Origin of the sequence: Burkholderia sp. 8Y, from assembly GCF_902506145.1 — a bacterium.
Classification (GTDB): Bacteria; Pseudomonadota; Gammaproteobacteria; order Burkholderiales; family Burkholderiaceae; genus Caballeronia.
Genome location: NZ_LR733548.1, coordinates 118,283 through 137,115, shown reverse-complemented (window position 1 = coordinate 137,115; position 18,833 = coordinate 118,283). Strand labels below are relative to the sequence as shown.

16 protein-coding genes and 2 pseudogenes are annotated in these 18,833 nt (G+C 63.0%); 7 read left to right on the top strand and 11 right to left on the bottom strand.

Annotation, left to right across the window (positions count from 1 at the left end; all coding sequences use genetic code 11):
* Positions 1-80 precede the first annotated feature (80 nt).
* The 4 genes from GV035_RS28385 to GV035_RS28375 all read right to left on the bottom strand — a co-directional run bounded on the left by GV035_RS28385 (position 81) and on the right by GV035_RS28375 (position 2,680).
* Positions 81-698 carry a flavin reductase family protein gene (locus GV035_RS28385; protein ID WP_159839347.1) on the bottom strand — a complete coding sequence of 206 codons (618 nt, stop codon included), beginning with the start codon at positions 696-698 and terminating at the stop codon, positions 81-83.
* 231 nt (positions 699-929) lie between these two features.
* Positions 930-1,082, bottom strand: coding sequence for a hypothetical protein (locus GV035_RS29215; protein ID WP_201304085.1), 153 nt, complete (start codon positions 1,080-1,082; stop codon positions 930-932).
* 213 nt (positions 1,083-1,295) lie between these two features.
* Positions 1,296-2,057 (bottom strand): hypothetical protein, encoded by a 762-nt coding sequence (locus GV035_RS28380; RefSeq protein WP_159839345.1) that lies wholly within the window; start codon positions 2,055-2,057, stop codon positions 1,296-1,298.
* A complete protein-coding gene (locus tag GV035_RS28375) occupies positions 1,997-2,680 on the bottom strand; it encodes an MgtC/SapB family protein (RefSeq protein WP_159839343.1) in 684 nt (227 codons plus the stop codon). Before GV035_RS28375 ends, GV035_RS28380 begins: the two co-directional genes overlap by 61 nt.
* Before the next feature lie 105 nt (positions 2,681-2,785).
* Between GV035_RS28375 and GV035_RS28370 the strand changes: the two genes are divergently transcribed.
* Positions 2,786-3,898 carry an AGE family epimerase/isomerase gene (locus GV035_RS28370; protein ID WP_159839341.1) on the top strand — a complete coding sequence of 371 codons (1,113 nt, stop codon included), beginning with the start codon at positions 2,786-2,788 and terminating at the stop codon, positions 3,896-3,898.
* Here GV035_RS28370 and GV035_RS28365 read toward each other — a convergent pair.
* Positions 3,895-5,436: a methyl-accepting chemotaxis protein gene (locus tag GV035_RS28365; RefSeq protein ID WP_159839339.1), complete on the bottom strand. Its 1,542-nt coding sequence runs from the start codon at positions 5,434-5,436 to the stop codon at positions 3,895-3,897. The genes GV035_RS28370 and GV035_RS28365 overlap by 4 nt on opposite strands.
* Before the next feature lie 265 nt (positions 5,437-5,701).
* On the opposite strand from GV035_RS28365, the gene GV035_RS28360 reads away from it, so the two are divergent.
* Complete coding sequence (locus GV035_RS28360; RefSeq protein ID WP_159839337.1) at positions 5,702-6,139, top strand: PaaI family thioesterase; 438 nt, start codon at positions 5,702-5,704, stop codon at positions 6,137-6,139.
* Between the two features lie 66 nt (positions 6,140-6,205).
* Here GV035_RS28360 and GV035_RS28355 read toward each other — a convergent pair whose 3' ends face one another.
* From GV035_RS28355 to GV035_RS28340, 4 genes are read right to left on the bottom strand one after another with little or no spacing between them, the layout of a single operon-like run.
* Complete coding sequence (locus GV035_RS28355) at positions 6,206-7,054, bottom strand: ureidoglycolate lyase (RefSeq protein ID WP_159839335.1); 849 nt, start codon at positions 7,052-7,054, stop codon at positions 6,206-6,208.
* Between the two features lie 46 nt (positions 7,055-7,100).
* On the bottom strand, positions 7,101-7,844 hold the full coding sequence (locus tag GV035_RS28350; RefSeq protein WP_159839333.1) for an SDR family oxidoreductase: 744 nt from the start codon (positions 7,842-7,844) through the stop codon (positions 7,101-7,103).
* Positions 7,845-7,896: 52 nt separating this feature from the next.
* The gene (locus tag GV035_RS28345) at positions 7,897-8,742 is read right to left on the bottom strand and encodes an amidohydrolase family protein (RefSeq protein ID WP_159839331.1); all 846 of its coding nucleotides are present in this window, start codon (positions 8,740-8,742) and stop codon (positions 7,897-7,899) included.
* Positions 8,739-9,785, bottom strand: coding sequence for an aldo/keto reductase (locus GV035_RS28340; RefSeq protein ID WP_159839329.1), 1,047 nt, complete (start codon positions 9,783-9,785; stop codon positions 8,739-8,741). Before GV035_RS28340 ends, GV035_RS28345 begins: the two co-directional genes overlap by 4 nt.
* A gap of 193 nt (positions 9,786-9,978) precedes the next feature.
* Here GV035_RS28340 and GV035_RS28335 point away from each other — a divergent pair, with 193 nt between their 5' ends.
* Both GV035_RS28335 and GV035_RS28330 read left to right on the top strand, forming a co-directional pair.
* Positions 9,979-10,779: an IclR family transcriptional regulator gene (locus GV035_RS28335; RefSeq protein ID WP_201304084.1), complete on the top strand. Its 801-nt coding sequence runs from the start codon at positions 9,979-9,981 to the stop codon at positions 10,777-10,779.
* 88 nt (positions 10,780-10,867) lie between these two features.
* A complete protein-coding gene (locus GV035_RS28330; protein ID WP_159839327.1) occupies positions 10,868-11,413 on the top strand; it encodes a hypothetical protein in 546 nt (181 codons plus the stop codon).
* On the opposite strand, the gene GV035_RS28325 is transcribed toward GV035_RS28330, so the two are convergent.
* On the bottom strand, positions 11,410-13,845 hold the full coding sequence (locus tag GV035_RS28325) for a bifunctional acetate--CoA ligase family protein/GNAT family N-acetyltransferase (protein ID WP_159839325.1): 2,436 nt from the start codon (positions 13,843-13,845) through the stop codon (positions 11,410-11,412). The genes GV035_RS28330 and GV035_RS28325 overlap by 4 nt on opposite strands.
* 254 nt (positions 13,846-14,099) lie before the next feature.
* Here GV035_RS28325 and parA point away from each other — a divergent pair, with 254 nt between their 5' ends.
* From parA to GV035_RS28315, 3 genes and pseudogenes are all read left to right on the top strand, one after another.
* Positions 14,100-14,762: a ParA family partition ATPase gene (gene parA, locus GV035_RS28320; protein ID WP_159839323.1), complete on the top strand. Its 663-nt coding sequence runs from the start codon at positions 14,100-14,102 to the stop codon at positions 14,760-14,762.
* 24 nt (positions 14,763-14,786) lie between these two features.
* Positions 14,787-14,892 (top strand): annotated as a pseudogene (locus GV035_RS30005) (ParB/RepB/Spo0J family partition protein); the annotation flags it as partial.
* 71 nt (positions 14,893-14,963) lie between these two features.
* Positions 14,964-15,851 (top strand): annotated as a pseudogene (locus tag GV035_RS28315) (ParB/RepB/Spo0J family partition protein); the annotation flags it as partial.
* A 40-nt stretch (positions 15,852-15,891) separates the two neighbouring features.
* Here GV035_RS28315 and GV035_RS28310 read toward each other — a convergent pair.
* Positions 15,892-17,256 carry a replication initiation protein gene (locus tag GV035_RS28310; protein WP_159839319.1) on the bottom strand — a complete coding sequence of 455 codons (1,365 nt, stop codon included), beginning with the start codon at positions 17,254-17,256 and terminating at the stop codon, positions 15,892-15,894.
* Between the last annotated feature and the right edge of the window lie 1,577 nt (positions 17,257-18,833).

The window sequence follows — 18,833 nt, the reverse complement described above, 5'->3', positions numbered from 1 at the left end:
AGGGGGCGCAGCGCGGAAGGGTGGAGCGGTGTCGCGCCGCGACAAGTCGCGGCGCGAAGCCGATGCTTTTGCCGCTCGGCTCAGGCGCTCGGGCGGACCATCTGGAACATTTCGCCGATTTCGGCGTAGTCGGCGCGATAACCCGCACGCATGATCGGACGCGCGGCGGCTGTATCGAACAGACCGTCTTTCAGAAACTCGCTGCGGATATGCACGCCGACCACCTGGCCGAGCGCGAGCCAGTTGTTCATCGGCTGGCCGGCGAGATCGTGCAGGCGGACGACCTGGAGCAGCCGGCATTCGAGCGCCGCCGGAGACTCGGCCACGTGGGGCACGTCGACATTGCGGCCCGGCGCCTTCCTCAGCCCGGCGAGCTCGAACTCGTCGATTTCCGGCGCCACCGGCGCGGACGTGCGGTTCATGCGCTCGGCGAGCGGCCGCGTCGACATGTTCCAGACGAATTCGCCGGTTGCCTCGATGTTGCCGATGCTGTCCTTGCGGCCTTCGCTCGAAAAGCCGATCACGTACGGGAACGACGCGAATGCGCCAAAGAAGCTGTACGGCGCCAGATTCACGCCGCCGTCGGCGGTGCGACTGGAGATCCAGCCGATGACGCGCGGCGCGACGATCGCCTTGAAGGGGTCATGCGGCAGGCCGTGGCCTTCGCTCGGGTCGTAGAAGTGGACATCGCCGCTCATGTGGGGCCGCGCTATGCGCAAGGGTTCGTGAGAGCGAAAGGATACCGCGGCGGCTCGTCGGACGACGGGCGCGGGAGAACGGGCAGGGAAGGATGCTGCGTCGCGCGCTCTGAAGCGCGGGGGTGAACTGCTAGAAAAACTACAAGGACTAAAAACTGGCGGGCGGGTGTACGGCGCTTGCCGTCGCATCTTGCTTGTAATGGTGTGTCCCGCGCCGCCTTTAGCCGCGCATTACAGATGAATGCCGAAAGCCGTGCCGCGTGCCTTGCGTTGGCGCTCGGATTCGCGGAAACGCGCTTGATACGAGTAGTCTTTATCCATCGGAAGGTGCGGCGATTCAAACAGCGATGCGGCCTTTTGCAGCAGTGCGAAGAGGTAGCTCATGTCAGGCTCCGGTTAGTGATTGAGGGTTTTCCCTTAGCAATGATTATAGGGTTTGCCCGCACCGATTCCTAGTGCAATGCAGCATTTCTCTCGTAAAAATGTGGTAGTTTTTCTACACAACGCGCGATTTTGACCGGTTAGAAATAAGGGGCGGGACGGAGCGGGCCGCAGCCAGCGCATTCGGTCGACGGCGCGACAAGTCGCCGCAAGCGGCTATCGCGCGCTGAAGACGTCGGCGGGCGCGGTGTCCCCGGATGCCGGCAGGGCGATGCTCACGGCGAACGTCATCAGCATCGCGCCGAGGATGATCGCGAGTGACGGAAACGCGCGAGACGCGGTCGCGGCGCGGCATCGCTCGCGCGGACCAGAGCCGGGCGCATGGACGCGCGTCGCGGCAGAGAAAAACTTCGGGCTTTCGTCGGCCGAATCGGGCGCTTCCGCGATCAGGTCGCCCTGCATCGGCGTTGTCGACCGCTCTTGGTCGGGAACCGCCGTGCGCGCGCTGCGTCGCCTCGCCGACGATTCCACCGCCGCCAGAAACACCTCCGGCAATTCGAAGCCTTCGAAGGTGCCCTGACGGATATCGGTGTTCATCGCCTGCTGCGTGGCGCGTTCGGCGTCCTCGGCGAAGAGATCGAGCGTTTCGCCGGGGCGGATCGCATCGCGCAACTGGGCGACGCGCTGCGCGGTGCGCGCAGGACTCCGGCGGCTGGCTTTTGCGGAAGGAGCGGTATCGTCCGGTGAGGCGTCAGAATTTCGGGGTACAGCGGAATCTGGCATAGGTCGAAAGCTGCGGGTCGAAAGACTGCGGCCGGGACTGCTGGCGCGCAGCGCGCCCGTGCGGTCCGGCAATAAATTTCGAGGCCGCATTGTCGCACGGCTGCGCGCCTTCTCCAGCGGCTTTGCGCGATGTTTCAACCGATGTCGTCTTCGCGGAACTCGCGAACGACGCCGAGTTGCCGCAAGCGCGCGCAAATCGACCGATACTCCTGCTCCGACACGCGCGACAACTCGACCTGCACCTCGTCCGAATCGGGCGATTCCTCGCTTGGCTGTACGACGAACTGCTTCACGCGCGCGCTCCCCGGCCCGAGCGCCTCGTGCAGCGCATGAAAGGAGAGCGAACCGCGATCGACCAGCATCGTCAATTGTCTGCGCTGCTTCGCCGAGATGAAGCGTCGTTCGAGCGGCTTGAGCCCGGCCAGAATGATGAGGATGATCACGGTCGCGGCGATCGACGCCGTGTACAGGCCGCCGCCGACCGCGAGCCCGATCGCCGCGACGGACCACAGGCTCGCCGCCGTCGTCAGGCCGCGGACGATTTCACCGCGCAGCAGGATCGATCCCGCGCCGAGAAAGCCGATGCCCGATACGACCTGCGCCGCCACGCGCGACGGATCGAGCACCACGTGCTCGGCGTTGAGCGCACCGGCGAAACCGAACGCCGACACGATCATGATCAGCGCGGAGCCGACGCACACGAGCATGTGCGTGCGCAGCCCGGCGGCCCACGAGAGCCGCTCGCGCTCGAAGCCAATCACGCTGCCGAGCGCCGCTGCCATGACGAGCCGCGAAACAAGTTCGACGTTATTCAGCATGTTTTTCTCTCCTCGTGATGCCGGCGGGTGGCGCAACGAACGCCGTTTGTTATGCTTGCCAGGCTACGCCGTAGCGCCTCTCGGAACACTTCTAAAGACTGTCGTATGCAAGATCAAACCACGCCCGGCGCACCGTCGACGCGATTCGCGCATCCCCAATCCGGCGCGGCGCTGCGCGCGCATTACGCGAACGCCGTGCTGCCGATCTGGCGCGGCCCCGGCTTCAACGCGGCGCTGCGTTTGCCGTTCGAAGCGGTCGGCCCGGACGACCACGCGCCGCTGCCGCCCAAGCGTTATCGCGCGATGGCGTGCGCGCGCCAGTTGTTCGTCTTCGCCGATGCAGGCGATCTCGACCACGCCGCGACCTTGTTCGATTCCTTGCAGCATTACTTTCACGACACGCGCAACGGCGGTTGGTTCTATAGCGTGGATGCGAACGGCGCGCCGCTGGAGCGGCAAAAGGATCTGTACACGCACGCGTTCGTGGTGTTCGCGTGCGCGCACTACGCTCGCAAGAGCGGCTCGGCGCGCGCATTTGCCGTGCTGGATGAAACGGCGAAACTCATCGAAGCGCGTTTCCCGAATGCCGGAGATGTGCTGAATGCGGTCGTGGCGGAAGACTTCGCCGCGACGCTCGAAGGGCCGCTGCAGAATCCGCTGATGCATCTGACCGAAGCGTGGCTCGCCGCCCGCGAAGCAACGGGCGATGCCGCCTACGACGCACGGCTCGCGACACTCGCCGAATCGATCGCGCGCACTTTCGTGCACGAGCAGACCGGCTGCATCGCCGAATTGCCGATCGGCGCGGCAAATAATCGGCTCGAGCCGGGGCATCAGTTCGAATGGTATTTTCTGGTCAACGGCAGCAGTCATGCCGCGTTCAAGGCCGTCGCGCTCGATGAGCGGCTGGAACGCGCGTTCGACTTCGCGCAGAAGCACGGCATCGAAGCGGAAACGGGCGGCGTGTTCGCCGCGCTCGATGAAACGGGCCGCGTGATCGACGGCACGCAGCGCATCTGGGCGCAGACCGAATATTTGCGCGCGCTCGCCACGCGCGGCGATGCGCTGGGCGAACAGATCGACCGCTACGCCGCGCGCTTCCTGCACGCGCGCGGATGGGTCGAATGCCGCTCGGCCGATGGCAGCATCAGCCGGGCGGACATGCCGTCCACGACGCCGTATCACCTTGCCACGGCGCACGCGTCGCTGCCTGCTTAGGCGATCTGGAAGACCGAAACCGCCTGCTTCAACTGCCGCGTCTGTTCATGCAGCGAAGAGGCGGCGGCGGCCGCCTGCTCGACGAGCGCCGCGTTCTGCTGCGTCATCTCGTCCATCTGCGTGACCGCCTGATTCACCTGCTCGATGCCGATGCTCTGCTCCAGCGACGACGCGCTGATCTCCGCCATCATCTGCGTGACGCGCGAAATCGACGTGGACACTTCGCGCATCGCGGAGCCGGCGCGCTCGACCAGTTCCGAACCGTCGCTGACCTGCGCGACGGATTCGCCGATCAGTTCCTTGATTTCCTTCGCCGATTGCGCCGAACGCTGCGCGAGTCCGCGCACTTCGCCCGCCACGACCGCGAAGCCGCGGCCCTGCTCGCCCGCGCGCGCCGCTTCGACCGCCGCATTCAGCGCGAGAATGTTGGTCTGGAACGCGATGCCGTCGATGACCGAGATGATCTCCGCGATCTTGTCCGAACTCTGCGCGATCACGCGCATCTTCTCGACGACGTCGTCGACGACGCCCGAACCGCGCGAAGTCGCTTCGAGTGCTTCGCCCGCGAGCGTGTTGGCTTCGCGCGCGTGCTCGGCGTTCTGGCGCACGGTGGCCGTCAACTCTTCCATGCTCGATGCGGTTTCTTCCAGCGACGCCGCCTGATTCTCGGTACGCGCCGACAAGTCCGCGTTGCCGCTCGCGATTTCGTCCGCGCCGAAGTTGATCGAATCCGACGTTTCGCGCACGGTCTTGACGGTGTTGGCGACGCTCGCCTGCATCGTGGCGAGACCGGCGAAGAGACGGCCGATCTCGTTGGTGCCGCGATCCGCGATGCGCTCATCGAGACGCCCTTGCGCGATGCGCTCGAAGTGGCGGCCGGCTTCTTCCAGCGGTGCGATGACGCCCCTACGCAGCGCGAAATGCACGAGCACGATGCCCGCGATCAGCGCGACGGCGATCACGATGCCGACCGCGCGGAACAGCGCGTAGCGCGTATCGATGGAATCGAGATAGGCGTTGCTCGCCGCGTTGCCGAAATCGACGAACTTCTGCTGTTCCGCGAGATAGCGGTCCTGAAAGCCTTGCGTCGGCTGGTCGAGAAACGCCTGAATGTTGCCGGCGTCGAGATACTGCACCAACTCCGAAAGCGCCTTCGCGTAATCCGCGTACTTGGCCTGGAGCGCGTTCATGCGCGCGACGTTTTCATCGCCGGTCTTCGGGGCGTTCATGAAGGCGCCGAAGGATTTCTCGGCGCTCGCGAGCTGTTCGCGCGCGTGCTGCACAATCTCGACCGGCTCCGTGCCGCCACGGACCATGCGCGTGCCGGCGCGCGACAGGTTGATGCGCGCGTCCATCAGATGCTGCGTCGTCTTGTTGACGGCGTTGACCTGTTTGAGCGCGATATTCGAGAGGTTATTGACATCGTCATGCGTCGTCGAGAGGGACCAGAACCCAAGCCCTTCGGTCACGAGCTGAAAGACACAGAACACGACGAGTACCGCAAGCAAGCCCGATGCAACCTTGATTTTTCCAAACATCACTTCCACCCGTACTGACGAATTGACCGTTCCATGACGGCGACAGTGCGGGTTTACGGCAGGCAGCGCGACAAGCTTGAATCGTTTGCCGGCGAGCGTCCCATGCGGAATCGGCGCCGGGCGCGCGGGTGTTGCCGCTCGCGGCGATCGGCGTGACGCACCGAAACGCGCCATTGCACGATTTTTGCCGAACTTCCTTGCGAAGCGCGCGAACGCTATCTATTGTCTTTGCAGGACGGCGCCGAACCCACCAAGGAGTGTCCGAATGGCCGAAATTGTCGATATCGCACGCGGTGCACTGAACGCGCAGCCGTTCAGCGCGATGCTTGGAACCAAGCTGATGCAGGTCGATTCAGCGAGTCTCACGCTGTGTCTGCCGATCCGCGACGAATTGAGGCAGCAACACGGCTTCGTGCATGGCGGCGTGGTGAGTTATCTGGTGGACAATGCGCTCACCTTTGCGGGCGCGCTGAGGCTGGGTCCGAAGGTCGTCACGGGCGAATTCAAGATCAATCATCTGCGCCCGGCGGTGACGGGGACGCTGATGGCGCGGGCGCGCGTGGTTCATGCGGGCATGACGCAGGCGACCTGCCAATGCGATGTCTTCGTCACCGACGGCAATACCGAGCGGCTCGTCGCGGTCGCGCAAGGCACGATCACGCGCATCGGCGACAGCGCGGCCGAAGCCCTCTACGACGCGTAACTGCATTAATCCTTCCAAAAGCAAGAAACCTCGCCGCGGCGAGGTTTCTCTTTTGGCGCGCGGATTTTACTTCGCCGCGACGGTCTTCTGCTGCTGCTCGCCGAGACCCTGAATGCCGAGACGCATCGTCTGCCCGGCCTTGAGGAACACGGCGCTGGGCTTCACGCCCATGCCGACGCCCGGCGGCGTGCCCGTGGAAATGATATCGCCGGGCTGCAGGCTCATTGTCCTCGACAGATACGCGACCAGTTGCGCGACCGTGAAGACCATCGTCTTCGTGTTGCCGTTCTGATAGCGATGCCCGTCCACTTCGAGCCACAAGTCGAGCTTCTGCGGATCGGCGACTTCGTCCTTCGTGACGAGCCACGGACCGATCGGGCCGAACGTGTCGAAGCCCTTGCCCTTGTCCCACTGGGTGCCGTGTTCGAGCTGCCATTCGCGCTCGGACACGTCGTTGATCACGCAATAGCCCGCGACGTAAGCGAGCGCCGTGGCTTCATCGACGTACTTTGCTTCCTTGCCGATCACGACGCCCAGTTCGACTTCCCAGTCGGTCTTTTTCGAATCGCGCGGAATCTCGACGTCGTCGTTCGGGCCGCAAATGGCGCTTGTCCATTTGCCGAAGATGACAGGCTCGGTCGGCACCGGCAGATTCGATTCGGCGGCGTGGTCCGCGTAGTTCAGCCCGATGCAGACGAACTTGCCGACGCGCGCGACGCACGGTCCGATGCGCGGATTGCCCTCGACAACGGGCAGCGACGCCGGATCGACGGCGCGCAGTTTCGCCAGCCCTTCATCGGTCAGCGTGTCGCCGGCGATGTCGCCCACGACCGACGACAGGTCGCGAATCTGACCGTTCGCGTCGAGCAGGCCCGGCTTTTCCTGACCCTTGGGGCCGTAACGAAGCAGCTTCATCTGGTGTGATCCTCGTGGTTTCCGAAAGTTGAGAAGTGGCGGACGGTCAGTTGGACCAGCCGCCATCGATGACATGAATCTGACCCGTCGTGAACGACGACTCATCGGAGCCGAGATACAGCGCGAGCGCCGCGATCTCGCTCGCGCGGCCGACGCGCCCCATCGGCTGACGCGCGACGAACGCCGCCTGCACCTGCTCGACGGTCGCGCCTTGCGCCTGCGCCTGCTCCGCGATGCGCTCCGCAAGAGAAGGCGACTCCACCGTGCCGGGGCAGATCGCGTTGCAGCGGATGCCGCGCGTGACGAAATCCGCCGCGACCGACTTGGTCAAGCCGATGACCGCCGCCTTCGACGCGCCGTACACGAAGCGGTTCGGCACGCCCTTCACGCTCGACGCCGCCGACGACATGTTGATGATCGAGCCGCCGCCCTTTTCCAGCATCGCGGGCAGGAACGCGCGAATCGTGCGATACATGGCCTTGGCATTCAGGTCGAAGGCGAAGTCCCAGTCGGCTTCGGTTGCTTCGAGAATCGAACCGGGGTGCACATAGCCCGCGCAGTTGAACAGCACGTCGATTGCGCCGACCTCCTTCGCGAGATCGCTGATGGCCTGCGCGTCGAGAACGTCGAGCTTGCGCGCCTCGAACGGTTTGCCTTCGAGCGATTCGATGCGGATGTCGGTCGCGATCACGCGCGCCCCTTCAGCCGCGAACATTTCGGCCGTCGCGAGCCCAATGCCCTGTCCCGCCGCCGTGATCAGCGCGGTCTTGCCTGCCAGTCTTTGTACCATCCACTGCTCCAGTCCAGGTTAATTTTGAGACATGCCGGGTATATGGCGCGCGTCAGAGACGGTAGAACGCGCGGGCGTTTGCGCCGAAAATCGCGGCTTGCCCGGCTTTTTCGAGATGTGCGGTCAGGCGCGTGGCGGCAGCGTGCCATTCAGTGTAGCCGCCGTTGAGATTCAGCACCGGCCAATCGCTGCCCCACATCAGACGTTCCGCGCCGAATTGCTCGATTAAATGCGCGATGTACGGTTGCAGCGTGGCATCGGTCCAGTTCGGCGCGGCCTCGGTGACGAGGCCGGAGAGCTTGCAATGAAGCTGCGGCAGCGCAGCGAGTCGCGCGATGCCATCGGCCCAAGGCTGCCAGCCAGCGTCGATGCCATCGCGAATCGGCGGTTTGGCGCCGTGATCCACGACGATCCGCAGCTTCGGATATCGCCGCGCGAACTCGATCAGCGACGGCACATGGCGCGCGAGGACGAGCGCGTCGAAGGCGAGATCGAGGTCGATCAGACGCTGTACTGCCTCATCGCGAGGCGCGTGCGCGATCCACGTATCGTCGGGCAAATCCTGAAGCATCGGGCGCACGCCTTTGAACTTCGGCTCGCGGGCGAATTCGTCGATGATGTCCAACGCGCCGTCGGAATCGAGCGGAACCCAGCCGACGACGCCCGCGATCAATTGATTGTCGCGGGCCAACGCGAGCAGATAGCGCGTTTCATCGACAGTCGGCGCAGCCTGAACGACGACCGTGCGACGCACGCCGGTTGCCTCAAGCAGCGGGGCAAGGTCGTTCGGTCCGAATACGCGATAGAGCGGCTGAAGCTCGGGCGTGAGCCAGCCATAATCGCCGCGTGCCGGATCCCAGTAGTGCTGATGCGCGTCGATCGTTTCGTCAGCGATCATCGTGGCACCGGCGCGTTCGGGTGAAGCAAGCCTTCGGCGCGCAGCGCATCCCACAGCGCGGGTGGAATCGGCGTCGCAAAGGAAGCGGCGTTCTCACGCACTTCGTCCGGCGTCCGCGCGCCCATCAGGACGGTCGCCACGACTTTATGCGCATAAGGAAACTGGAGGGCCGCGCTCGACAGCGCCACGCCGAAATCGCGACAGACACGTTCCAGTTTGCCGACGCGTTCGACGATTTCTCTCGGCGCGTCGCCGTAGTTGAACTTGAGATCGCCGTGCGCGTTCGAATCCAGACCGCGCGCCAGAATGCCCGAATTGAACGCGCCGCCTAGCAGGATGCTGACGCCGCGTTTCTCGCACTCGGGCAGCAGGTCGTCGAGCGTTTGCTGTTCAAGCAGCGTGTAGCGCCCGGCAAGCAACGCGCAGTCGACGTCGTATTCGGCCATCGCTTCCATCACAGCCGCGCCCTCGTTGACGCCGAGCCCGACCGCCTTGACGCCGCGCGATTGCTTCAATTCATCCAGCGCGCGAAAGCCGCCCTCGTCCGTCAGTTGCCGCCAATAGCGCGCGTTATTCTCGCCGTGCGTGTATCGCCCGATATCGTGGATGAGCACGATATCGATATCGATCATGCCGAGCCGCTGCTGGCTGTCTTCGAACGACCGAAGGATGCCGTCGTAGGTGTAGTCGTAGATCGCCTGAAACGGCAGCGGATTTGCCCAGCCCTCGCTGCCGTCATCGGGCGTGGTCCGCGGCACAAAGCGGCGGCCGACCTTGGTGGACAGCACGAAGTCCTTGCGCGGATATCTGCGCAGCGCATCGCCCAGACGATGCTCGGCCTTCGTGTGGCCGTAATGCGGCGCGGTGTCGAAAAAGCGGATGCCTGCTTGCCACGCGGCATCGACCGTGGCGCGCGCTTCGTCTTCCGTGAGTTCGTGATACAGGCCGCCGAGCGGCGCGGTGCCGAGCGACAGCGCCGTTACATCCACCGAGGTGTTCGCAATGTTGCGGCGGCGTAAGACGTCCTGCTTCTCAGCGGTCATTTGCAAGCCTCGGTCAGTTGATGCGTTCGCTGCGGACAAAGCCGTTACCTGACGTACTGCACGGTGTGGCCGTTCATTCATTAATGAACGTATTATTCATAGACGCACAAAACCAAGTCAAGGATGGCGCAGCATCGGACGGTCGGTGTATTCCCTGATCACACCGACCCGACGCTCGAATGCAGGCCGACCCATGAACCGACAGACGCCAATCGCCGTGGACGCAGAAGACAACGATGCAGACCGATACCGCGCACCCGCCCTCGACAAAGGACTCGACATCCTTGAATTGCTTGCCGAGCAGAAGTCGGGACTGACGCGCGCCGAAATCACGAAACTGCTCGGCCGCAACGCGAGCGAGATGTATCGCATGCTGGAGCGGCTCGTTGCGCGGCAGTACGTCGTGCGCTCGCCCGAGGGCGACCGCTATTCGTTGAGTCTCAAGCTGTACGCGCTCGCGCACCGTCATCCGCCGACGAATCGTCTGATCGCGGAGGCGCTGCCCGTCATGCAGCGTTTCGCCGAAGCGGCGGAGCAGTCGGTGCATCTCGCCGTCTACGATCGCGGCAATCTGCTCGTCATTGCGCAAGTCGACGGGCCGGGCGCCTGGGGCATTTCCGTGCGGCTCGGCTCGCGCGTCGGGCTGATCGACACCGGATCGGGCCGCGTGATACTGGCCTTCCAGACCGACGAACAGCGCGAGCACATGCTGGCCGAGCACACGAAGGTCAAAGGCGAGTTGCCGATGGACCGCGCAGTGCTCGACGTTGATTACCAGCAGATCCGCGAAGCGGGATTTTCCAGGAAAGACAGTCAGCAATCTTTCGGCATCATCGACGTGACGTTTCCTCTGCTGGGTCCGTCCGGACAGGCGATCGCCGCGTTGACGTGTCCCTACATGCGGCGGATCGACGAGTACGTGGCGCCGTCCGTCGAAGACGTCACCGCGCTCCTGAAAGATGCCGCCGTTGCGCTTTCGATGTCGCGCGACTGAGCCGCGCACGGATCACGTTAGAATGGCGACCCTCTCGAAATAGCGGCAGCCGATTGCGAGCCGCCGTGCACACCTCGACGCATCATCCATGGCGAAACTTCTTTCCGATTCCGAATTCCAGCGTTTTTCCGAGCTTCAGCAAAAGCAAGCGAGCTTCACCATCACGGCGGAAGAGGCCGACGAACTGCGCGATATCGTCGCCCGTGCGCAGAAAAAACGCGACGATCGCGCCGCCGCGATGCAGGCGATCGAAGCGTATATCGCGCAATTCGACATCAGCCCGGACGAACTCTTCTCGCCCGAGCAGATCGGCGAGGCGGCGCGCACTTACGGCCTCATTCCCGCCGCCAAGAAGGAGCGCACGCTTCCGCCGCAGTTGACGTACAACGGCAAGCCGTACCAATGGACCTCGCGTGCGTTGCCCGACGAGATTCGCGCGCCGCTTTTCGAGGCGTTCACTGCGGGACATTCGGTGAAGACGTTCATCGCGACGCCCAAGGACGCCGCACGCTGCGCGCTCACCATCGCGCGGCTGGAACGCGAAACCGGCCTTTCGTATCCCGAAGCATTGCTGAATGAGCTTTCGCTGTCGCGCGAACAGATCGACGACGCGCTGTCAAAACTCGCCGCTTAATTGCCGGGGGCGTGCGGGGCGGACTGCGGCTGCGCGGGCGAACCGCCAAGCCGCATCCTGAAACCGACGACGCCGGGGTCCTCCGTGCGCGTCAACTCGAACCCAAGCTTGCGCGCCAGCGCGACCATGCCCGCGTTCTCGCGCAACGCTTCGCCGATCATCCATCGTGTGCCGCGCTTCTTTTCGTAGTCGATGATTCGCGTGAGTAGCAGCGATCCCAAGCCCTGTCCTTTCATGTCCGAACGCGCGGCAAGCGCGAACTCGGCCGTCTCGTTGTCCGGATCGGCGATGGCGCGCGCCACCGCGAGTGTCTCGGACGCGCCGTCCTCTTTCGAGCGCGTCACGATCAGCGCCATCTCGCGGTCGTAATCGATCTGCGTCATTCGCGCGAGTTGCGAATGATCGAAGCTGCGCACCGCGCCGAAGAAACGCAGTCGCAAATCTTCCACGGTGTTCGCGGCAACGAAGGCGCGATGCGCGTCTTCGTCTTCCGGTCGGATCGGCCGCACCGTGATCCGCATGCCGCGCCAGTCGAGCGTTTCCTCCATCGCTCGCGGATACGGCACGATCGCGAGCGGCTTGCGGTGCGCGCCCAACGTCAGCTGCGGCTCGTGTACCGAGACGGAGTCGCGCGTGACTCGCAACGTCAGTCGCAACGCAACGATCTCGTCGATATAGCAAACGAGCTGCGATAACGCCGTCAGCGCGATCAGCATCATTTCGCCCGGCAGTTCGCGCGAACGCGGCGAGCGCATGATCAGATCGCGAGCCAGCACCGGGTTCAGCGGCGGCAGCGCGAACTCATGAAGTGCATCGGCCAGCCCGAGCGCGCCTTCCGCCCGAAACTCGAACACCGGTCCGAATACGCGATGGTTTAAAAGGCGCGTCTGAATTTCGACTGCGTCGGTGGAGGTGGCATCGCTCGGACCTGGCTTCACCGCAATGCCGAAACGGACAAGGACGCGCGCCGCTCGCTCGCCATTCAGTTCGGCGATGCCGTTCGCAAGCGCGATGCGGATTTCGCTCTGCGCCTGATCGATGTCCTTTGAAACGTCGGCAGGCAACCCATCAGGCGTTTGCATCAGCAGTTCGCGCCCGTGCCTGAAGTCGACGAGCCGTGCGAACCCGCGCGCCAGTCGATGCGGCGTCGTATGCACGGGAATCCCGCTCGCGTGAAGTTCGTCGCGCGTCGCGGCATCGACGCCTCCGAAGAAGCACGCGAGCAAGCCGCGATACGCAAACCGGCGCTCGGCGATGAGCGTGCGGGCGACGTCGGAAACGGGCGCGCTGTGTGTCGGCGCATGCACGACGAACACCGTGCCGGTGTCGCGATACGGCGCGAGTGCCTGGAGCGCGGCGCCGAAATCGGCAGGCGATGCGTCGTCGCCCAAGAGAAGCGGATTGCCAGCTTGCGCTTTGGGCAACACGGCGGCGAAGGCGTCCCGAGCAGCCGGTGGCAGAGGCGCAAGGCCGTCGCCCGCCGCGCCGAACGCGTCTTTCGCAAGGGCGGCCACGCCGCGATCGCTGGTGATGACGGTGGCCACGTCGCTCGCGGCGACGCGCCCGACGCCGAGCGTCTCGATCTCGTCCAGAAGGTCATCGAGCGAATCGACGCGCACAAGACCCGCGCGGCGAAAGGCGGCCCCGTAGAGACGATCGAAGGGATCGTCGCGGCCGGTGCGGAGCACGAGCACGGGCTTGTTCCGTGCCGCCGCACGCGCGGCGGACATGAACTTGCGCGCTGCGCTGACTGTTTCGATGGCAAGCAGAATCGCACGGGTCGAGGCGTCGCTCGCCAGAAAGTCGACGACGTCGCCGGAGTCGACGTCGGCTTCATCGCCGAGCGCAACGATTCTGGAGAAACCGAGGCCGCGCGCGCGGGCCCATCCGAGAACGCCGTTCGTCAGCGCGTTCGATGCTGATACCCATGCAACGCCGCCCGACTTCACTCCGCAGACTGGCGCGCCTAGACAGGCGCCGATCGTCGGCGAAACGACGCCGAGGCTTCCCGGCCCGACGACTCGAAGCAAAAACGGGCGAGCCGCAGCGAGGGTGCGAGCAGTCCAATCGGGCCGCGTTGTCTTGCTTGATGGCGAGGGCGACGTCCCGTCGTCGCGATGACGCGCTTCACCGACGATCACCACCGCTTTCGTGCCTCGCTTGCCGAGCCGTTCGACCAGATCGGGCCAAGTCTCCGGCCGAGTGCACAGTATCGCAACGCTTGGCGCATCCGGCAGGTCGGAGACGTCGGCTAGGACCGACTGTCCGTCTAGTGACGTGTGCTTCGGGTTGACGGGCCAGATAGGCCCAGCGAACCCCGAGGACGCGACACGTTGCCAGACCATCTCTCCGATACTTCCCGCCCGCGACGATGCGCCGACGACCGCAATTGACCGTGGCGCGAACAGGATGTCGAGATTGCGAACGGTCATGGCGAACCCGCAAGAGTTTGGCTAGCGGTAAGCATAGGCGATTTTGCGTGCTGAGCAGTTGACCTTGAGCCACGCGGAAGGCTGGCGACCGGCGAGGCTTTATGCGCATAAAGATCGGCGCGCCGAGATGAGCTGGCCACCTTTATGCGCATAAAGCCTTGTCCGAATGGCCAACGCGCGCCTTTCCATCGAATATGACTGGAAAAATATCTAACGCTATGTAGAATTCCAATCGTACATATCTGGAGTCCAACGTGGCGGCGGAAATCATAGCGATCACGCAACAGAAGGGTGGTGTCGGCAAAAGCACAGTAGCAATGCACTTAGGCGCAGCCTTTCATGAGAAGAAGAAACGCGTGCTCGTCGTCGATGCCGATGGCCAGAACACTCTAATTCACTGGTCTAGCGCCGCGTCGGATGAGGCAACGGGCATCCCGTTTCCAGTCGTAAATCTATCCGAGGCTGGCGGCCAGATTCATCGCGAGATCAAGAAGTTCATCAACGACTACGACATCATCGTCGTCGACTGCCCGCCGTCGATTACTGAGAAAGTCTCGGGCGTCGTGCTCTTGGCCGCGAGTATCGCGGTCATCCCGACATCTTCGTCCCCGGCGGACTACTGGTCGAGCGTTGGGCTCGTCAAGCTCGTGCAGCAGGCGCAGATCATGAATGAGGATCTGCGCGCCGTCTTTCTGCTCAACAAAACTGAGGAGAAGCGGATGCTTACGCGAGAACTCAAGGTTGCGCTCGAGGAACTCGGTTTTCCCTTACTTAGAACGCAGATTCCGACGCGCGAATGCTACAAACAAGCGATGGCGCTTGGCCAGACCGTGCTGCAAATGACAGACCGCGGCTCGCGACTCGCTGCCGCCGAGATCCGCGCGTGCGCCGAGGAAATCCTCGGTATGCTCGCCTGACTTTATGCGCATAAAGGACCCCGAATGAAACCGTCGCAGTTCGCAAAGGGCTTCAAAGCCCGCCCCGATACCACCAGCAGTGAGAAACGGACCGCGCTCGATCGCCTGAATGCGATCGACGGTATCGTCGACATCCAGCAGGTGTCGCAGGCCGCAGCGAACGGCCGTTCCAGCGCATTCGTCGCGGACAATGAGACCGACGCGACCGCCGCGCACGAATCCGAGCAGTATCGGTCATGGCGGCGGGCGAATCGGTACACGACGGGGCAGGTCATCGAATTGCCGCTCAAGGCGATCAAACCGAGCCCGTTCAACCCGCGTCACTTCTATTTGAAGGCTTCGATCGCCGAACTCGCCGTCAATCTCGCGAAGCAAGGCCAGCAGCAAGCCATCCACGTGATCCCCGACTACGAGAATCCGGGGACGTTCTTCGTCAGCGACGGCGGCCGGCGCGTGCGGGCGCTCAAGGAGGCGAACAAGGAGGCGGTCAAGGCGGTCGTCGTCGACCTGCCGATCGGTATCGAAAGCTACAAGCTCGGCTACGACCTCAACGTTCAGCGCGACTCGCAGACGGTTTTTGATAACGCCGTCGTTTGGCGGCGTTTTCTCGACGAGCAACACTTCCAGAGCCAGCGCGAACTGGCCGACCACCTCGGCCTGGACGAATCGACGATCGCCGTTGCGTTATCCATCGCCAAGCTGCCCGAAAACGTGATGCAGGAGATGGTGGCGCGGCCGGACCGTTTCGGTTCCAACATGGCGTATCAAATTTCGCGTTATCACGCGGCGCGCGGAAGCGACGCGACGCTGCGGCTCATCAACAAGATTACATCGGACGACTTGAGCACGCGCCAGGTCGCGGACATCGTCAAGGGACGCGCCAGCGCCCAAGACGCGCCGAAGCCGCCCGGCCGGCAACGTTATTCGCAACGGCTCGAAATCAAGTTGGATGGCGTGGCGGTCGGCGATCTGAAATCGTATGGAGAAGACCGGCTGGAACTGCGGCTGCGAGGCTTGTCGCGCGAAAAGCGAGACGAGTTGCTTCATCAAATCGAGACGATGCTGCAGGCCAACACGACCAACGAATAACGGCTCGCCGCTGGCGCAACGCCACGGCGCTCTGCGCGGCTCAGCTTGCTCGCGACTGGCTGAGCGTGAAAGCGAGCAAGTCACCATCGGTCGGCTCGCCCCACGTCCTCCGGGCGAGCCAATCGAAGAAAGACGTTTCCGCGAGCTTGGAATCCAGTCCGCGCTTGCGCCAGTCGTCGCGCATATGCGCGCCGAGTTCCGGCAGCAATTCTTCCTCAAAGCTCTGGCGCGCGAGCTCCCGTTCTTCCTCACCTTGCTCTTCATACATGGCGCGGGCTTCCTTGCGCCGAAACGCCGAAAATTCGCCAAGCAATCGAGCCTTCAGATCGTCCGCAGCCGAGCCGCTCGTCGCGCCGGCCCGCGGTGACGCGCCGTTCGTTGCCGCCGGCAAAGCTTCGACCGGCGGCGCATAGCCCTTCTTCAGCGCGTCCTTGAACAGCGCGGCTGCACTGCGGACCGGCGGCAACGTCGTGCTGCGCATGCGCTGCTCCGTCATCAACAATGCGGCGCGAATGCGATTTTCTTCGCTATCGGCATAAAGCGTCTGCGCTTCCTTCAGCGGGATGCCGATCTTCACCATGCGGTCGACGAGCGTGCTGTCAAAGACGTTCGGATGTTCGTCCAGCGCGAGCATCGGTTGCTTGCGCTCGGTGACGCGGAACTGGATTTCGGCGACGCGCCGCCCCTCTCGATGTTCGACCAGTTCGACAAAAATATTCGTTACCGCGTTGACTTCCGCAATCGCGGGACGCAGGTAGTCGCGCTTGAAATATTTGTACTCGCGCTTAGCCTCATCGCCCGCTTCCGTGTCGGGCGTGCCCGACAGAATCGGCCGCCACCACTCCCACGTTTCGCGCATCGTCAGGTGACTGGGATTCGTCAAATACCGGACGCAGATTTCGTAAAGCGCGAGACCGGCGCTGCTGCGCAGTTGGCTTTGGAACTGCAGGCTCAGTCGAGCATACTGGACCGGGTCCAACAGCTTCTTCTTGATTTTCGGAGCGAACGAGAATTCGACCCAGACGCGACGCGTCGACGGGTCTTCGAGAATTTCAGCATCGGCGATCAGCGTCGATATACCCCACTTGCGCCCAGGCTTCTGACTCGAGGTTCCGGTGCTCCACTCGACCTGCACCGACACCATGCGGCGCAAGTGTTCTTTGACAAGCGCGGTATCGTTGGAATCGAAGGCGGAATTCGCGACAATGTCCGATAGCAGCGCGCGATAGGTATCGCCGGATTCGTCTGCTTGCTGCGCGACCGCCAGCAAGACGTTGAACAGCTTGCGAGTCAGCAGTGTGATCTTCCCGCTCTTGGGCTGAATCGCGATGGCTTCGACGGCCTTGCGCAATTCCGCCGAGCTGGGGCTGACTACGTCGGTCTTCTTTGCGCGCCTGGTCGCCATACGGGTAGGGAATACGGTATTGCGGCAAAGCATAACCGGTGGGGTGAACGCCGTCTACGGGGCGGCTTCACCATCGAAGGGTGATGTCGAGGCGACCGAAGGGGCTCACTGCGGTGCGTTCCCGTAAACCCTCACCGCTCACCTGAATGGCTCGTCTCATATTCCTAGAGCCGGCGCGGGTAAACGGATTCCCGCCTTTTCAGCCGGCTTGTCGAGGGGTTCTCGCGGCCCCCGAAAACTCTCACCGAAAAAAAATCTCGGCCGGAAAGCGATGTGGCGAGTCGGAGACAGTGCGTGTTGCCCGTTCGTTTTTCCCGCTGCGACGGGGCACTAATGCCCCCTCGCGTCCGCGCTCTCCTGAAAACTCTCACCTTTACGCGTAAAGCTGTCAGCGGATGCGTGCGACGAGCCTTCGTCGGTTGGGAAATGGCGGCGAATGGGTCCCGGAAAAAGCCACTTTTGCGAACACGGACCGCTTCAACGCCTCCCGGAACGCCTCACCTCTTCGCCCCTGTAAAGACTCACCTTTGCCCCGGCTAACGCGAAAATCGCTTTGCGAGAGAGCTCTCGTCGCAAGGAATCGGGCCCTGTCGTAAGTGGGCTCCCGAAAAGGCTCACCGTTGGCCTTCAGTACCTAGCCAAGAGCCGAGTGCTCCTCCGAGAGCCGGGCCGAATGTCGATATATTGCGATAAGTGCTGGTGACAGAACGCTCCAGACTCCGCTCGCCAGATTCCGCCCGATGTTCTGCAGGCGTTGAGCTCCCGAATCTTCTCACCGCTGCTTGGTTTGGCAAGCACAAAGCTCCCGTAAATCCTCACCTTCCGGACAGTTGGCGTTTGTGCCGTGTACCCGCAGCGGCTTTCGCTGCTATGCACAGTCCCGAAAAAGCTCACCGTAGGCTGTCGGAGCCGCCATTCGAGGGATTTCTGCGGGTTTAGTCCCGAAAAGTCTCACCCTCGACAGACAATATGCCCTGAAAGTACTCACCTTGCGGCAAAAATGACACAAAAGCGCCATAAAGTTATGTCGATCCCCAGTTCCTGCATGCTCTCACCGATCAAAACGCGTAGAAATCTACCGCTTCTGCCTCAGTGCGGTTGAGACGCCGGCGTACTCCCGGATACGCTCACCTGAACGTGCGAGCGGTTCCCCGAAGCCGCTCACTAACTATCCCGCTTCCTCTCACTGATCTTCCCGAAGGCCACCACCGCTGACACCCGTAGGGTCTCACCATACGTCCTGCAAACACTCACCAACCCGGCCCGAGAGCCTTGTCCCATAAGGGTTCAGCCAGGCGTTAACTGTTTTCAACTGGGTTCAAAGGTGTTTACTTTTATTACTCTCAAGCGAGAGTGCTCATAAGAGACACACACGACTGCCGAGCCGCTGCGTTGCCCGGATCTTCTCCCACTTCAACTGCCGTGAAACATACAATTCTGCGGCATGGACTCGACAACACTTGCAAAATCATATGGTTATTCGTTTTTCCTCATCGTGTTTCACATGCATGGACTACAATGGAGCGCGTCGTACAGCCGTTCCGCGTCGTGAAGCTTCGAAAAAGCGGCTTCTGAAA

Coding starts and splice junctions, on each gene's coding strand:
- GV035_RS28385 (WP_159839347.1), bottom strand. CDS start 698: ATGAGCGGCGATGTCCACTTCTACGACCCGAGCGAAGGCCACGGCCTG.
- GV035_RS29215 (WP_201304085.1), bottom strand. CDS start 1,082: ATGAGCTACCTCTTCGCACTGCTGCAAAAGGCCGCATCGCTGTTTGAA.
- GV035_RS28375 (WP_159839343.1), bottom strand. CDS start 2,680: ATGCTGAATAACGTCGAACTTGTTTCGCGGCTCGTCATGGCAGCGGCG.
- GV035_RS28370 (WP_159839341.1), top strand. CDS start 2,786: ATGCAAGATCAAACCACGCCCGGCGCACCGTCGACGCGATTCGCGCAT.
- GV035_RS28365 (WP_159839339.1), bottom strand. CDS start 5,436: ATGTTTGGAAAAATCAAGGTTGCATCGGGCTTGCTTGCGGTACTCGTC.
- GV035_RS28360 (WP_159839337.1), top strand. CDS start 5,702: ATGGCCGAAATTGTCGATATCGCACGCGGTGCACTGAACGCGCAGCCG.
- GV035_RS28355 (WP_159839335.1), bottom strand. CDS start 7,054: ATGAAGCTGCTTCGTTACGGCCCCAAGGGTCAGGAAAAGCCGGGCCTG.
- GV035_RS28350 (WP_159839333.1), bottom strand. CDS start 7,844: ATGGTACAAAGACTGGCAGGCAAGACCGCGCTGATCACGGCGGCGGGA.
- GV035_RS28345 (WP_159839331.1), bottom strand. CDS start 8,742: ATGATCGCTGACGAAACGATCGACGCGCATCAGCACTACTGGGATCCG.
- GV035_RS28340 (WP_159839329.1), bottom strand. CDS start 9,785: ATGACCGCTGAGAAGCAGGACGTCTTACGCCGCCGCAACATTGCGAAC.
- GV035_RS28335 (WP_201304084.1), top strand. CDS start 9,979: ATGAACCGACAGACGCCAATCGCCGTGGACGCAGAAGACAACGATGCA.
- GV035_RS28330 (WP_159839327.1), top strand. CDS start 10,868: ATGGCGAAACTTCTTTCCGATTCCGAATTCCAGCGTTTTTCCGAGCTT.
- GV035_RS28325 (WP_159839325.1), bottom strand. CDS start 13,845: ATGACCGTTCGCAATCTCGACATCCTGTTCGCGCCACGGTCAATTGCG.
- GV035_RS28310 (WP_159839319.1), bottom strand. CDS start 17,256: ATGGCGACCAGGCGCGCAAAGAAGACCGACGTAGTCAGCCCCAGCTCG.